This is a genomic window from Candidatus Pelagibacter communis, from assembly GCF_001179925.1.
GTDB classification, from domain to species: domain Bacteria; phylum Pseudomonadota; class Alphaproteobacteria; order Pelagibacterales; family Pelagibacteraceae; genus Pelagibacter; species Pelagibacter ubique_E.
In genome coordinates this window covers 56,513-71,040 of record NZ_CVSF01000064.1, presented here as the reverse complement: position 1 = coordinate 71,040, position 14,528 = coordinate 56,513, and the positions used below count along the sequence as shown (strand labels likewise).

Genomic DNA, 14,528 nt, shown 5'->3' with positions numbered 1-14,528 from the left:
TTGAAAAAATATTTCAAGCCTGCTGTTTTTGTATTATCACTTTGGCCAATTTATATAATTACCTATCAAATATTATATAATCAACTGGGTCCAGAACCAGTTGATAGAATTATTAACCATTTTGGAGAATGGACCTTGATCTTTATTCTTTTAACTTTGTCTATGACTCCTCTCAGAAAAATTACAAAATCTTTCGAGTGGATAAAATTTAGAAGAATGCTTGGATTATTTGCTTTTTTTTATGCTTCAATTCATATGTTAAGTTATGTTGGTCTTGATTATAGATTTGATTTCAAACCATTGATTAATGATGTATTAAAAAAGAAATTTGTATTTGTTGGTTTTTCTGCTTGGCTTTTATTGATACCTCTAGCAATCACTTCATCAGATAAAATAGCAAGACTTCTGAAACAAAATTGGAAAAAATTGCATAGACTCATCTATGTAATCTCAATTTTTGGTGTATTGCATTTTATTTGGTTATCTAAAACTATTTTTTTTAAACCATTGATTTTTTTGATTATCTTAATAATTCTTTTACTTTTGAGAATCAACTTTAGCAGATTAAGTTCTAAAGTCTGATTCTTTATCAAAATCTTTAAAAGACCTCAGACTATTTACATTAATAAATTTAGTTTGATCTTTTAATCTTTTAACCATAAATTTTGCTCCAACATCTCCTTGCATTCTCTTAAACTTTTTTACAATTGATATATCAAAACCGATCGGGTTCCCTATTTTTTTTTTATATATAAGAGCATGAACTAAGAATTTTTGAGATTTAATTGATCTACAGATTTTATTTAAATCTGATGATTTTATAAATGGCATATCAGATTGAACAACAATAAAACCTTTATCAGTTTTATTTACTTTTTTTAAACCCTTTTTAATTGAGGAAGCCATACCTTTTTTAAAACCTTTATTATAAATAAAAATATTTTTTTTATTTTTTTTAACTATTTTTTTTACCTTATTCTTTTGATGACCAAGAACTATTATAACTTTATTCACTTTACTTTTGTGTAATGCTTGTAGTGAATGATTTATTAAATGTTTTCTTTTATATAATTTGATTAATTTATTTTCAGATTTTAATCGCTTTGATTGACCGGCTGCTAATAAAATCGCCTTAATCACTTTTTATATGTTTCTGAAACTAATTGAGCAATTATTGATAAAGCTATTTCAGGCGCAGATCTACCACCTAATTTAATTCCAATTGGACCATGGATTGAATCAATTTGATCATTATCAAATCCAGCCTCTTTTAATCTTTGACATCTATTTTCATGAGTTTTTTTACTTCCAAGAGCACCTATGTAATAAAAATTTTTTTTTAACGCATGTTGTAATGCTGGATCGTCAATTTTTGGATCATGTGTTAAAGCAATTAATGCAGTATTCTCGTTAGTTTCAATTTCTTTAAAAGCTTCATCTGGCCATTTATTGATTATTTTCATATCAGGAAATCTCTGTTCCGATGCAAAATATCCTCTTGGATCTATTATAGAAATTTCAAAATTTAAGCTCCTTGCAAAGTCTACTAAATATTGAGCTATATGAACTGCTCCAACTACAATAACTTTTATAGGTAGTACATATGTTTCAACAAATATTTCTGTATTTTCAATAATCCCATTTTTTTTTGATTTAAATAATTTGTTTATTTGATTTGTGTAAGTCTCCATTTCTTTACTTAATGGTTTATCTTTCTCAAAAATCTCACTTTCTCCCGTAGTAAGATTTGTAATTATTGCAAATTCAGATTTATTTTTCTTTTTTTCAATAATAGATTTTAATGTTTGTAATTTCATTAATTAACTTGTTCTAAATAGACAGCTATTTCGCCACCACAAGCAAGTCCAACTTCCCAAGCACTCTCATTTGAAACTTTAAACTCTATTTTTTTATATGGTTTATTTTCTTTAATTAAACCAATACATTCTCTTACAACTGCTGACTCTACACATCCACCTGAAACAGAACCAGAAAAGTCACCCTTTTCATTTACAATCATTCTACTACCAACTTGTCTTGGAGAGGATCCCCAGGTTTGGATTACAGTCGCTAGGACGACTTTCTGATTGGCTACTACCCAATCGTGAGCTTCTTCTAAGATTTTTTCATCAAATGAGTTTTTCATTTGATAAAATATAAAACTTAACTAACAAGCTTCAACAGCTTTTTTTGTGTAAAGTGAAACTAAATTAGCTCTGTACTCTGCAGAAGCATGCATATCCGAATTCATTCCTGAAGATTTTACTTCCATGCCTTCAATTGCAGATACTGAAAAGTTAGAGCTTAATTTTTTTGACAAATCTTTATCAATATAAACACAAGATTTTGCACCTGTTACAGCAACATTTACATCTTTTTTATGTTTCGCTAAAAAAACACCGATAATCGCATATCTAGATGCAGGATTTGGATGTTTTTGATAGTCTGCCTTTTCTGGGATTTCAAACTCTACAGCCTCTACAAGTTCTCCACTTTTTAATGCTGTTTCAAACATTCCTGTAAAAAACTTATCTGCATCTATCTTTCTTTTACTTGTATGAATAACTGCGTTCAGCGCCATACAAGCTGAAGGATAACAAGCTGAAGGATCATTGTTCGAAATAGATCCACCAATAGTTCCTCTGTTCCTAACTTGAGCATCACCAATATTACCAGCTAATTTTGCTAAAGCCGGAATAGCCTTTTTAACATCTTTAGATGCTGCAACCTCTGCATGTTTTGTAGTCGCACCTATAGTTACAGTTTTTCCACTAACTTTGATGCCTGATAGTTTTTTAATATTTTTGATATCAATAACATCTTTGTAACTTGCTAATCCTAACTTCATTGAAGGAATAGTTGTCATTCCTCCAGCTAAAAAAGCTGAACTAGAGGAAGCTAGTTTAGTAGCATCTTTAACATCTTTTGGTGCGTGATAATTAAATGATTTCATGTGTTCCTCCTATGCTGCTTTAGCGTTAGATTTTTTCATTGTTTTACAAGCCTTCCAAACTTTCTCAGCTGTAGCTGGCATTGAAATTTCTTGACCACCTAATGCATCTATTACTGCATTCATCACTGTTGGTGGTGAAGCGATAGCACCTGCTTCTCCACAACCTTTAACTCCAAGTGGGTTAGATGTTGCATGAGTACAAGTGAAACCTAAATTAAACTCTGGAAAATTATCTGCTCTTGGCATTGTATAATCCATATATGAAGCTGTCATTAACTGACCTGTTTCATCATACTGAGTATTTTCGTGTAAAGCTTGACCTATACCTTGGGCAATCCCCCCATGAACTTGTCCTTCAACAATCATTGGGTTTACAATTCTTCCAAAATCATCAACTGCAGTATATTTTTCAACTTTTACATTTCCAGTATCAGGATCAATTTCTACTTCACAAATATGTGAACCTGCTGGAAATGAGAAGTTTGCAGGATCAAAAAATGAAGACTCAATTAAACCTGGTTCATCACCTTCTGGAATTGGTGATTTCATTTCATCTCTTTGACCTGGTAAATAACAAGCAAAAGCAACCTCACCAATTGTTTTTTTCTTATTAGATTTTAGAGCTACAAACTCTCCATCCTTGAATTCAATTTCATCTTCATTAACTTCAAGCATTTTAGCTGCAACTCTTTTGCCTTTAGCAACAATCTTCTTACAAGCATTAACGATTGCAATACCACCAACAGTTAATGATCTGGAACCGTAAGTACCCATCCCAAATGTTCCTTTATCAGTATCACCATGAACTACATCAATATTTTCCATTGGCACACCCAACTCATCTGCAGCTATTTGTGCAAAAGTGGTATCGTGACTTTGTCCGTGACTATGTGCTCCAGTGAATACTGAAATTTGACCTGTTGGATTAAATCTTACCTCAGCAGATTCCCAAAGACCAACTCCGCATCCTAAAGACATTACAGCAGCTGATGGTGCAATACCACAAGCTTCAAAATAAGATGAAACACCTATTCCTCTTAATTTTCCATTTGCTTCAGATTGTTTTCTTCTAGCTTCAAAGCCAGAATAATCTGCCATTTGTTTTGCTTTTTCTAGTCCAGCAACGTAGTCACCAGAATCAACTGTATGAACTAATGTTTGTTTAAATGGAAACTGAGTTGGAAAATTTTTCATTCTTATTTCAGTTTTATCCATACCTAATTCCAATGCAGCTTTTTCAACTAATCTTTCAATTGTATAAGTTGCTTCTGGTCTTCCAGCTCCTCTATAAGCATCAACTGGTGCTGTGTTAGTATACACAGCTTTAACATTAGAATATGCAGCAGGAATTACGTAAACACCTGTTGCGCAAGGCCCGAATAAATATGTTGGAGTAACTGTTCCAAATACTCTTGCGTAGGCTCCTAAATTTGCAATTGTTTCATTTTTGAAACCTAAAAACTTACCATCATTAGTTACAGCAAGTTCTGCATGAGTAACATGATCTCTTCCATGAGTATCCGTTAAGAAAGATTCTGTTCTCTCCGCAACCCATTTAATTGGTCTTTCAATTTTTTTTGAAGCCCAACTACAAACTATTTCTTCATTGTAAACATTAATTTTAGATCCAAATCCACCACCCACATCTGGAGCAACAACTCTTAATTTGTTTTCTGGTGCAACACCTCCGAACGCTGACATAACTAATCTTGATAGGTGAGGGTTTTGACTTGTTGTATATAAAGTGATTTCTTCCGAAGCTGTATTATAGTCTACCACACATGCTCTAGGCTCCATTGCATTAGGAACTAATCTATTATTGATTAAATCAACTTTAATAATTTTATCAGCTTTAGCAAAAGCCTCATCAACAGCTTTTCTATCACCAAGCAACCAGTCGTAACAAAGATTTTTATCTACACCATCATGAATAGCATCACTCTTCATTGCTTCAGCTGGGTCTACTACAGCTTTTAAAACTTTGTAATCAACTTTTACTTTTTCCGCACCTTCTTTTGCTTCATCTAAAGTTTCTGCAAAAACAACTGCTACAGGTTCGCCTACAAAGTTAGCTATATCTTTCGCCAATGGAGGGTTAGCTGGAACTTTCATCTCAGAACCATCTTCACTTCTGATTGCCCAACCAGCAATTAAACCACCAATTTTATCTTCAGCTATTTCTTTACCTGTTAGAACTCCAACAACACCTGATGACTTTAATGCTTTTGAAGTATCTACGCTCTTAATTTTTGCCCTTGCATGCGGAGATCTTACAAACACGGCATATGTTTGGTTTGCTATATTTATGTCTGCTGTATATCTTCCTTTTCCTTGTAAAAATCTTGTATCTTCTTTTCTTTCAACTCTTGATCCAACTAAACTTGCCATTTTTTTATTCTCCTTCTGTATTGTTTACATTTTTGTTGCAGCTTCTTTAACTGCAGCGACTATGTTTTGGTAACCTGTACATCTACAGATATTACCCTCTAACCATTCTCTAATTTCTTGATCACTCGGATTTTTCTTTGTCTGTAAAAGATCAACTGCACTCATGACCATGCCTGGTGTACAATATCCACATTGTAATCCATGAGTTTTTTTGAATGCTGCTTGCATTGGATGAAGTTTTCCATTTTTAGCTAGGCCTTCAATGGTTGTTACTTTAGATCCTTCAACATCTGTTGCTAATGTAGAACAACTTTTTATTGATTTACCATTAACATGTACAACGCATGCTCCACACTGGCTAGTATCGCAGCCAACGTGTGTGCCTGTTAAATTTAAATTATCTCTTAAAAAAACTGATAAAAGTGTATGGTCTGGAACCTCTTTGCTGACCTTTTTACCATTTACTTCTAGTGTTACTTTTGTCATCAAGTGTCTCCTTCCTGAATAGACATTAAGTACACCACAAGTTATTTTGATAAGCAATTACTAATTTTGTAACATTTCTACTTCAAGTAGAAATAAAGATTTTAATTTCTCTGTATTTTCTATGTTTTTAAATAAATGAATAAACCAAAATTGCTAAGATTGCCGCAACACCAGCGTAGATTAAAATTTTTTGATTTTGTTTTTTAGGTTGAGCTTCAGTTGTTTGATCAATTTTATTCTCAGATATCTGTTCACTAGATGAACTGTCGTCATTTGAAATTAATTCTGAAAATTTTCCAAAAAAAATATCTGCCATTTTCTTTGCTGTCATATCTATTAGTCTAGATCCAACTTGTGCAATTTTTCCACCTACATTAGCCTCAACTTCATAAATAAGCTTGGTGCCGTTATTAAAATCTTCTAATTTTACTTTTGCTTCACCTGATGCAAAACCAACTGGTGAGTTTCCTGAGCCAGTAATTTTATAACTATTTGGCGGATTGAGATCTGAAAGTTCAATATCTCCAGTAAAACTTGCATTAAATGGTCCAATCTTGTTTGTTGCTGTAGCGGTAAATTCTGTTTCAGAGTTTTTTGTAAATTCCTCACACCCAGGAATTGCCTGTTTTAAAATATCTGGATCATTTAAGGCTTCCCAAACTTTTTGTTTAGATAATTTAATTTGATAGGATCCTGAAAGTTTCATACTATATTTATATATAAAAATTTTATGGATGATAAAACAAAAAAAGAATTACAATCTGCTGCATTTGATAGGTTAATTCAGCATCTTAGAGATAGGAAAGATGTTCAGAATATTGATTTAATGAATCTAGCTGGCTTTTGTAGAAACTGTTTATCAAAATGGTATAGAGAAGAAGCGGAAAAGAAAGGTGTTCAAATTACTGACCTAGAAGCAAGAAAACATGTATATGGTATGCCTTACTCCGAATGGAAAGAAAAATATCAAAAATAAACTACAAAATTTTTTTTAATTCATCATATTCAATAATATTCATTAAATGATAAGGATCTTTGTGATACTCATCAAATTTCAATTTTGAAAAGTCAGAGATATGATAATTTAATAAATTCTTATTGGGTCTTTTTAGTATTACACCAATCCCAAAATCTGCATAACATGTATAAACATCTAAATGTTTATCAGTTCTACATTCAACAATTGCTTTCCATACATCGCCATTCCAAGTCCATTGACACCTTGGAGTTGCCTGTTCATAAAAATTATTAGGCAAACAATCGTGTAACAAAATAATTCCATTATCATTTAAAAAGTCTAAAGAATTTTTAATATCTTTTTTAACTTGATTATAAGTGTGTAAACCATCAATAAAAACACAATCAAAAAATTCTTTATTATTTTTAAAAAATTGATCACTTGTAAGTCTGATAGTTCCACCAGAAACTGGGTCAACTCCTGTTTTGTTTTCAATTTTTATTTCATCAAATAATTCATTATCAAAACATCCTATTTCAAGATATTTTTTGAATTTTTGTTTGTTTATTATATCTTGTACTATAAATTTTCTATCTTTTTTAGAGGTGAAATCAAAACCAATATCCTTTAAACCTTTGTTATTGAAAAATTTATGATAATAAAAAAAAATTTTTAATAATTTCTCACTATTTAAAAATCTAATAATTTTTTTTTGCAAAAATTTTATTAAAAACATTTTGATTATTTTTCTTTTAATCTAGATATTAACTCAACAAAATTACAAGGTTTATGATTTACATCTAACTGATATTTCAATATTTCTTCCCAAGCATCTGTTACTCCACCAGATGATCCTGGAAGAGCAAATATATATTTGCCTTTAGCTAAAACTGCGCACGCTCTTGATTGAATAGCAGATGTGCCAACAGATTTAATACTCACGTATCTAAACATTTCTCCAAAACCAGGTATTTCTTTGTCTGCAATTTCCTTTAAAGCCTCTGGAGTAATGTCTCTACCAGTCAAACCTGTTCCTCCAGTTGTAATGATCACATCAATTTCATTATGATTTGTCCACTCATCCAATATTGATATAATATCATTTTTATTATCTTTACAAATTTTTCTATCAATTAAATTATGATTTGCTTCACTTATTTTTTCTTTTAAAATTGAACCAGATTTATCATTTTCAAAAGTTCTAGTGTCTGTAACAGTTAATAATGCTATGTTTACTCTCATAAAATTCTAAAATGTTTATACTATCTCTTTTATTTTTTGTAACAGCTATTTTATACTCTAGTGTTGGTTTTGGAGGTGGGTCAACTTATTTAGCGTTATTGCTCATATGGGATATTCCATATTATATTATTCCAGTTATAGCTTTGTTTTGTAACATTATCGTTGTTTCAGGAAATTCTATAAATTACATCAAAGCTGGAAATCTAAATCATAAATTGTTAATTCCATATTTAATTGGGTCTGTTCCTTTTTCTTTTATAGGAGGATCAATCAGTTTAGAAAAAGAGATATTTGAAATCATTTTATTTTTTGTTCTAAGTATTGCTGGAGTATTACTGCTCATCAATAGTAATTCATATAAAGAAGACAGTTTAAAATTGAGAGACATACCAAAAATTTTTTCAATTTTGATAGGATCTATACTTGGGTTAGTATCTGGTATTGTTGGAATTGGAGGAGGGATTTTTTTAAGCCCTATCCTTTTTTTATTGAAAGCAGGACATCCAAAACAGATCGCAACCACAGCATCACTATTTATACTAATAAATTCTATTTCAGGAATTTTTGGTCAGTTTACCAAGCAAAATATTTTAAATGATATTTTTGATTATTGGATATTATTTTTAGTAGTTTTGTTAGGTGGTCAAATAGGCAACTTTTTAAATCTAAAATTTTTGTCTAATAAGTTATTAACAATAATTACCTCAGGATTAGTTATTTTTGTGGCAATAAGAATTGGTTCAAAAATTCTAAGTTAAAGTTGAATTAAAATTATATTGGTATATTTAAAACTCGTGAAAAATATAAAACCTTTCGGTCCAACTATAGGTATAACTAAAATTTCAAAGAAGTTGATAAATAAATTAAATAATGAATTTGATCTAAAATCGACCTCAAAGAAAAGAGACTATTCAACAAAACTTGCAAGTCAAATTAAAAATGAATTATTGTTCTCTAGAGATTTTGTAAAAAAAAACATAGATAAAGAATTAAAAAAAATAATAAAAAAATTTTTGATTAAAGAAAAAGTTAAAAATGTAAAAGATATCAAGATACTAAATTTTTGGGTAGTCAGACAGTTTAAAGGAGAATACAATCCAATTCATTATCACAACGGAGATATTTCTGGAGTAGGTTACTTAAAAATACCTAAGTTTATTTTTTCAAACAAAAAAGTTAAGAATAAAAAAGATTTAACAAATGGTACAATTGATTTTATTAATGGACAAAAAGCTTTTTTAAGCAAAAGCATACATAATGTAAAACCAATAGTTGGAAATGTTATAATTTTTCCAAATTATTTAATGCATACTGTTTATCCTTTTAACATTAATGGCGAAAGAAGATCTTTTTCATTTAACGCAAAAATAATCTTTACAAATCGAAAAAACAAAATATAAATTAGTAAGCCGATTTGATCCTTATTGCGGGCATAACAGCTAAAATGGAATCTTCATATAAATCGGTTAGGTATTTGAACTGTATTGTGCACCTTGCATTAAGCAGAAGCACTAAAAAAGTGAGGATATATGGATTTAAATTTTTTCAAACAAACTAGAATTTTAGATGGAGGAATGGGACAAGAATTACTTGCAAGAGGCATGGAACCTAATGGAACCTTATGGAGTGCTAATGCTTTACTTCAAGAAAAATATCACAAACTATTATTGGATACTCATATCGATTTTATCAGGGCAGGAGCAGAAGTAATTGTAACTACTACTTTTACTACAAGAAAAATACGATTAAGAGATAACAATATTGAAGATAAATTTGAATACCTAAATAAAAAAGCAGGTGAAATTGCATTAAAAGCAAAAAAACTTTATCCACATATCTTAATAGCCGGTGGACTGCCTCCGCAATTTTTAACTTATGAAGCTGACCCGAGATCTGATGAAGAAATAAATGATAATTTCAGTTTACAAGCTGAGCTTTTGAATCCTTACGTAGATTTTTTTTATTTTGATGTATTGAGCAGTATCAAAGAATTTAAGATCGCTATTAGTAGTATTAAAAAGTTTAATAAACCATATTTAATAGGAGCTCATATTTCTGAAGGAACAAGATTGCCAAGTGGCGAAAAAATTTCAGAAATCATTAATGTTACTAAAAATGAAAAACTTTTAGGAATCATTCTATCCTGTATTTCTCCAGAAAATTATGAATTAAATATTGACGAATTGAAAAGTTTGAATGTGCCTTTTGGATTTAAACTTAATGCTTTTATAAAAACAAATCCAAAACCTAATTACACCGGTGCTTATAAAAAAAGTAAAACTGGAAATCCTAATGAATTTTTGGGTGTGCGTAAGGATTTAACCCCAAAAAAAATGTCAGAATTTGCTAAAAAATTTAAAGAAGCTGGAGCAACTATTCTCGGAGGATGTTGCGAAACCAGGCCGGCTCATATACAAGAATTATCTAAACTTGCTAAATAAAAAGCAATAAATAACTTAAATTTGTAATGTATAGCCTAGATAATATTACAGTTATAATAGTTACTTACTTAACTAAAAAACAATTGTTGATTAATTGTCTAAAATCAATTGATAAAAGGGTGAAAATTAAAATCATCGAAAATTCTCACACATTTGAGCACAAAGATGAGATTCTATCAAATTTTCCAAATGTAGATATTAATTGTACCGGTGAAAACCTGGGTTATGGTAAAGGAAATAATTTTGGATTAAAGTCTACAAAGACTGATTATGCTTTAATTCTCAATCCTGATGTTACTTGTGATGTTAATTTTTTTTCAAATATTACAAAAGTTTTAGAACATGCAAAAGATTTCACGATTATTGGCTGCCAATATTTAAATGATAAAATATTTTTACCTGCTGGTTTTTTTGATAACAAAAAAAATAAAATGTTTGTTAATACTTTTAAAAATCAAAAAATTGAAAAATTAGAAAAAGTTGAGTGGGTTACGGGATGTTCAATGTTAATGAATCTTAATAAATTTGAAAACAAAGAAATTTTCGATAAAAACTTTTTTTTATTTTTTGAAGAGTTTGATTTATGTAAATCTATAATAAAAAAAGGAGAAAATATCTATACCTCTAAAGATTTAAAGATAGATCATCTTGGATTTCAAAGCTCTTTAGGTCAAAATTTAGAAAATAAAAGTAGAGCGAATAGAATAAGAGAATGGCATTGGATGTGGTCGAGTTTCTATTTTTATAAAAAAAATTATAGCTATTCAAAAGCTGTTTTGAAAATGTCAGGTAAATTTATTAAGTCGTTTTTTAAATTTAATTATTATTTTTTAACATTCCAAAAAGAAAATAAAGAAAAATATTTTTATAGATTTTTGGGTATTTTAAATGGGATGTTAGGACGTTCCTCTTTTTTTAGAGATAAAAAATAAAATTAATTTGCTTTTTTAACAAAATAAATTCCTATGATTACTGCAATTAATGAAATTAACACTTTAAAAGTGATTAACTCTTTAAGAAAAATATAACTTAAAATTGTTCCAAATATTGGAATTAAATAGGATACTTGAGATTGAAAAATTAAACCATTATTAATTAATATTCTAAATCTTAAAAGCCAAGCAATTCCCGTCGAAACCAATCCAAGATATATAACAGAAATTGTAGAGTCTAACCTTGGAGTCAATTGCCAAGGTTGTTCAATAAAACTTACAAGTGGTATCAAAATTATTGTTGCCCATATTAATATTGAACTGGTAACGTTCTCATTTTTTTTCTTACTTATTTTTAAAGTTAAAACACCTCCAATAACGTAACAAGTTGCTCCTAAGAGTATTAATAGAGCTGAAAAAAAATTATTTTCATTAATTAATAAATTGTCTGAGAATAAATAAACTATTCCTGAAAATCCAATTAGAACACCAATAGTTCTAACCAAATTAAATTTTTCATTTTTAGTATAGAAATGCCCAAGAACTGTTGAACTCAACGTGGTTGTTGACATTAAAATTGCTGCTAAATTACTCTGAACAGATTTAACTCCATATGCAATTAAAAAAAAAGGAGCAACTAAATTAATAAACCCTATCATCGCAAACCAATGCCAATCTTTTGAAAATGCTTCAATTTTTATCTTTTTAAAATAACACAATAACAAAACTGGAATTGCCCCAAAAAAGACTCTTAAAAAAGCAATTGTGATTGGGCCAAAAGAATATGTTGCAATCTTTATATTAAAAAAGGCAGAAGCCCAAATTAAAGCAAGTGTTACTAATAATATATAATCAAGTAGTTTAGGTTGTCTCATTCTGTTATTTCGTGAATTTCACCATTGGTTATATTTTTTAAATCTTTCAAACTTATTTTAAAAACACAATTTGGATGTCCTGCTGCTGCGAATAAATCATTAAATCTTTCAAATGAATTATCTATTAAAACTGCAATTTGGCTTAAATGACCAATTGGTGAAACTCCCCCTATAGTATATCCGGTAATTTTTTTAACTTCATCAGCTGAGGCCATAGAAACGTCTTTAATATTTAATTTTGATTTAATCTTATTTAATGATGCTTTTTTATCTCCAGAAATTAAACATAGCGTAAAAGTATTTTCAGTCTTAAACAGGAGACTTTTAATTATTGCCCCAACTTCACAACCCAAAGATGAAGCCGCTTCAGATGCTGTTTTAGCTGATGAATTTAAAACCATAACCTCTAATTTAGCGTCAAATTCTTTCAGCTTTCCCATTACTCTTTTTACAGGCTCTTTATCTAATAAAGTCATTATTCAACTTTTAATTGTTAGTTTTTTATATCGTTTAATTATACACTTATGTGAAATTTGCATAGGTGTTATTAAGTAAAAGAGCATTATTAATCAATCTTTTTTTGGTAAACATCACGCAGCTTAAAAAGGAGAGTTTATGAGTGCTAACGATGTTTTAAAATTTATTAAAGATAAAGAAGCTGAATTTGTAGACTTAAGGTTTACTGATCCTAGAGGAAAATTACAACATTTAACTATGGACTCAACAGCAGTCGATGATGGAATGTTAAATGAAGGAGTATTTTTTGATGGATCTTCCATAGCTGGTTGGAAAGCTATTAACGAGTCTGATATGATTTTAAAACCTGATCTATCGAGATATTTTTTAGATCCATTTACTTCTCACAACACCGTAGTCCTGTTTTGCGATATTTTGGATGCAATTAAGAAAACTCCTTATGAACGAGATCCAAGAGGTGTTGCTAAAAAAGCTGAAGAATATTTAAAGGCTTCAGGTATTGGAGATAAAGCATTTTTTGGTCCAGAACCCGAATTTTTTGTTTTTGATGATGTAAGAATAAAAAATGATATGAACGAATGTGGTTTTAAAATTGATAGTAAAGAAGGCCCATATAATTCTGGAAAAGAATATGATAATGGTAATATGGGACACAGACCCCCAATAAAAGGTGGGTATTTTCCAGTTCCCCCAGTTGACAGTGAGCAAGACATGAGAGGGGAATATTTAAAAAATTTAAAAGAAGTTGGTATAAAAGTTGAAAAACATCACCATGAAGTTGCTCCAAGTCAACACGAATTAGGAATGTATTTTGGAACATTAGTTAATCAAGCAGACAATGTTCAATTATATAAATATGTTGTACAAATGGTAACTCATTCTTTTGGAAAAACTGCAACATTTATGCCTAAACCAGTTGCTGGAGACAATGGTTCTGGAATGCACATTCATCAATCAATATGGAAAGGTGATACACCAGTGTTTTCTGGTGAAGCATATGCTGGATTATCTGAAACAGCTCTTCATTACATTGGTGGTATATTAAAACATGCGAAAGCAATTAATGCATTCGCAAATTCAACAACAAATAGTTATAAGAGATTAATACCTGGATTTGAAGCTCCAGTTCTTTTAGCATATTCAGCCAGAAATAGATCTGCATCTTGTCGTATACCAATCACTTTAAGTAAGAAAGGTGCAAGATGTGAGATAAGGTTCCCAGATGCAGCTGGAAATCCTTATTTAACTTTTGCTGCAATGTTAATGGCTGGCTTAGATGGAATAAAAAATAAAATTCATCCTGGCGAGTCTTTCGATAAAGATTTGTATGATTTACCTGCTGAAGAAGTTAAATCTATTCCAACTGTATGTGGATCTTTAAGAGAAGCGATGGAAAGTTTAGACAAAGATAGAGAGTTTTTAACTCAAGGTGGCGTATTTACTGACGATCAAATAGATGCTTATATTGCTTTAAAATTTGAGGAAATTCACAAATTTGAACACACTCCTCATCCTGTTGAGTTTCAGATGTACTACAGTAGTTAATTACTGTCTAGTTGTAGCTATAGTATCTTTGTTAATGCCTTTTTTAACAACGTAATCCTGAGTGCCGTTTGCACCAGTCTCTACCTCCTTACGTAGTTCTTTAAAAAAAGATTTTTCTTTCAAAGAATTCTTTAGACCTTTAACAAGATTTTTAAATTCAAATTTATTCATATAAGCTTTATACACTAGATATGCAATATATGCAATACTGCTATGCAACTTATGGGATAC

19 protein-coding genes and 1 riboswitch are annotated in these 14,528 nt (G+C 30.0%); of the genes, 7 read left to right on the top strand and 12 right to left on the bottom strand.

Annotated elements, in window-relative coordinates:
- The gene (locus tag AMN70_RS03920) at positions 1-582 is read left to right on the top strand and encodes a protein-methionine-sulfoxide reductase heme-binding subunit MsrQ (RefSeq protein WP_075501962.1); all 582 of its coding nucleotides are present in this window, start codon (positions 1-3) and stop codon (positions 580-582) included.
- Here the strand turns inward: AMN70_RS03920 and AMN70_RS03915 are convergent.
- The 7 genes from AMN70_RS03915 to AMN70_RS03885 all read right to left on the bottom strand — a co-directional run bounded on the left by AMN70_RS03915 (position 565) and on the right by AMN70_RS03885 (position 6,533).
- Positions 565-1,140 carry a nucleotidyltransferase family protein gene (locus AMN70_RS03915; protein WP_075501960.1) on the bottom strand — a complete coding sequence of 192 codons (576 nt, stop codon included), beginning with the start codon at positions 1,138-1,140 and terminating at the stop codon, positions 565-567. The genes AMN70_RS03920 and AMN70_RS03915 overlap by 18 nt on opposite strands.
- On the bottom strand, positions 1,137-1,817 hold the full coding sequence (locus AMN70_RS03910) for an XdhC family protein (protein WP_075501958.1): 681 nt from the start codon (positions 1,815-1,817) through the stop codon (positions 1,137-1,139). The genes AMN70_RS03915 and AMN70_RS03910 overlap by 4 nt, the downstream gene beginning before the upstream one ends.
- The gene (locus tag AMN70_RS03905) at positions 1,817-2,146 is read right to left on the bottom strand and encodes an XdhC family protein (RefSeq protein WP_075501956.1); all 330 of its coding nucleotides are present in this window, start codon (positions 2,144-2,146) and stop codon (positions 1,817-1,819) included. The genes AMN70_RS03910 and AMN70_RS03905 overlap by 1 nt, the downstream gene beginning before the upstream one ends.
- Positions 2,147-2,167: 21 nt before the next feature.
- Positions 2,168-2,953 (bottom strand): FAD binding domain-containing protein, encoded by a 786-nt coding sequence (locus tag AMN70_RS03900; RefSeq protein WP_075501954.1) that lies wholly within the window; start codon positions 2,951-2,953, stop codon positions 2,168-2,170.
- Positions 2,954-2,962: 9 nt separating this feature from the next.
- Positions 2,963-5,341: a xanthine dehydrogenase family protein molybdopterin-binding subunit gene (locus tag AMN70_RS03895; RefSeq protein WP_075501952.1), complete on the bottom strand. Its 2,379-nt coding sequence runs from the start codon at positions 5,339-5,341 to the stop codon at positions 2,963-2,965.
- Positions 5,342-5,365: 24 nt separating this feature from the next.
- Positions 5,366-5,827 (bottom strand): (2Fe-2S)-binding protein, encoded by a 462-nt coding sequence (locus AMN70_RS03890; protein WP_075501950.1) that lies wholly within the window; start codon positions 5,825-5,827, stop codon positions 5,366-5,368.
- Positions 5,828-5,954: 127 nt separating this feature from the next.
- Positions 5,955-6,533 carry an SRPBCC family protein gene (locus AMN70_RS03885; protein WP_075501948.1) on the bottom strand — a complete coding sequence of 193 codons (579 nt, stop codon included), beginning with the start codon at positions 6,531-6,533 and terminating at the stop codon, positions 5,955-5,957.
- 24 nt (positions 6,534-6,557) lie between these two features.
- On the opposite strand from AMN70_RS03885, the gene AMN70_RS03880 reads away from it, so the two are divergent.
- The gene (locus AMN70_RS03880) at positions 6,558-6,803 is read left to right on the top strand and encodes a DUF1244 domain-containing protein (protein WP_075501946.1); all 246 of its coding nucleotides are present in this window, start codon (positions 6,558-6,560) and stop codon (positions 6,801-6,803) included.
- Between the two features lies 1 nt (position 6,804).
- Here AMN70_RS03880 and AMN70_RS03875 read toward each other — a convergent pair whose 3' ends face one another.
- Both AMN70_RS03875 and AMN70_RS03870 read right to left on the bottom strand, forming a co-directional pair.
- The gene (locus AMN70_RS03875; RefSeq protein WP_082255075.1) at positions 6,805-7,521 is read right to left on the bottom strand and encodes a class I SAM-dependent methyltransferase; all 717 of its coding nucleotides are present in this window, start codon (positions 7,519-7,521) and stop codon (positions 6,805-6,807) included.
- Positions 7,522-7,526: 5 nt separating this feature from the next.
- On the bottom strand, positions 7,527-8,027 hold the full coding sequence (locus AMN70_RS03870; RefSeq protein ID WP_075501944.1) for a molybdenum cofactor synthesis domain-containing protein: 501 nt from the start codon (positions 8,025-8,027) through the stop codon (positions 7,527-7,529).
- A gap of 11 nt (positions 8,028-8,038) precedes the next feature.
- Here AMN70_RS03870 and AMN70_RS03865 point away from each other — a divergent pair, with 11 nt between their 5' ends.
- From AMN70_RS03865 to AMN70_RS03850, 4 genes are all read left to right on the top strand, one after another.
- Positions 8,039-8,785 carry a sulfite exporter TauE/SafE family protein gene (locus tag AMN70_RS03865; protein ID WP_075501942.1) on the top strand — a complete coding sequence of 249 codons (747 nt, stop codon included), beginning with the start codon at positions 8,039-8,041 and terminating at the stop codon, positions 8,783-8,785.
- 36 nt (positions 8,786-8,821) lie between these two features.
- Positions 8,822-9,427 carry a putative 2OG-Fe(II) oxygenase gene (locus AMN70_RS03860; protein ID WP_075501940.1) on the top strand — a complete coding sequence of 202 codons (606 nt, stop codon included), beginning with the start codon at positions 8,822-8,824 and terminating at the stop codon, positions 9,425-9,427.
- 59 nt (positions 9,428-9,486) lie between these two features.
- Positions 9,487-9,550, top strand: a riboswitch (SAM riboswitch).
- A 6-nt stretch (positions 9,551-9,556) separates the two neighbouring features.
- Positions 9,557-10,468, top strand: coding sequence for a homocysteine S-methyltransferase family protein (locus AMN70_RS03855; RefSeq protein ID WP_075501938.1), 912 nt, complete (start codon positions 9,557-9,559; stop codon positions 10,466-10,468).
- Positions 10,469-10,494: 26 nt separating this feature from the next.
- Positions 10,495-11,400, top strand: coding sequence for a glycosyltransferase (locus AMN70_RS03850; RefSeq protein ID WP_075501937.1), 906 nt, complete (start codon positions 10,495-10,497; stop codon positions 11,398-11,400).
- A 2-nt stretch (positions 11,401-11,402) separates the two neighbouring features.
- Here AMN70_RS03850 and AMN70_RS03845 read toward each other — a convergent pair whose 3' ends face one another.
- Complete coding sequence (locus tag AMN70_RS03845) at positions 11,403-12,275, bottom strand: DMT family transporter (RefSeq protein ID WP_075501935.1); 873 nt, start codon at positions 12,273-12,275, stop codon at positions 11,403-11,405.
- The gene (locus tag AMN70_RS03840; RefSeq protein ID WP_075501933.1) at positions 12,272-12,751 is read right to left on the bottom strand and encodes a YbaK/EbsC family protein; all 480 of its coding nucleotides are present in this window, start codon (positions 12,749-12,751) and stop codon (positions 12,272-12,274) included. Before AMN70_RS03840 ends, AMN70_RS03845 begins: the two co-directional genes overlap by 4 nt.
- Before the next feature lie 139 nt (positions 12,752-12,890).
- On the opposite strand from AMN70_RS03840, the gene glnA reads away from it, so the two are divergent.
- Entirely contained in the window at positions 12,891-14,297 is a 1,407-nt protein-coding gene (gene glnA, locus AMN70_RS03835) for a type I glutamate--ammonia ligase (protein ID WP_075501931.1), read from the top strand.
- On the opposite strand, the gene AMN70_RS05695 is transcribed toward glnA, so the two are convergent.
- Positions 14,298-14,468, bottom strand: a complete 171-nt coding sequence (locus tag AMN70_RS05695) for a hypothetical protein (protein WP_179850388.1) — start codon at positions 14,466-14,468, stop codon at positions 14,298-14,300.
- Positions 14,469-14,528 lie beyond the last annotated feature (60 nt).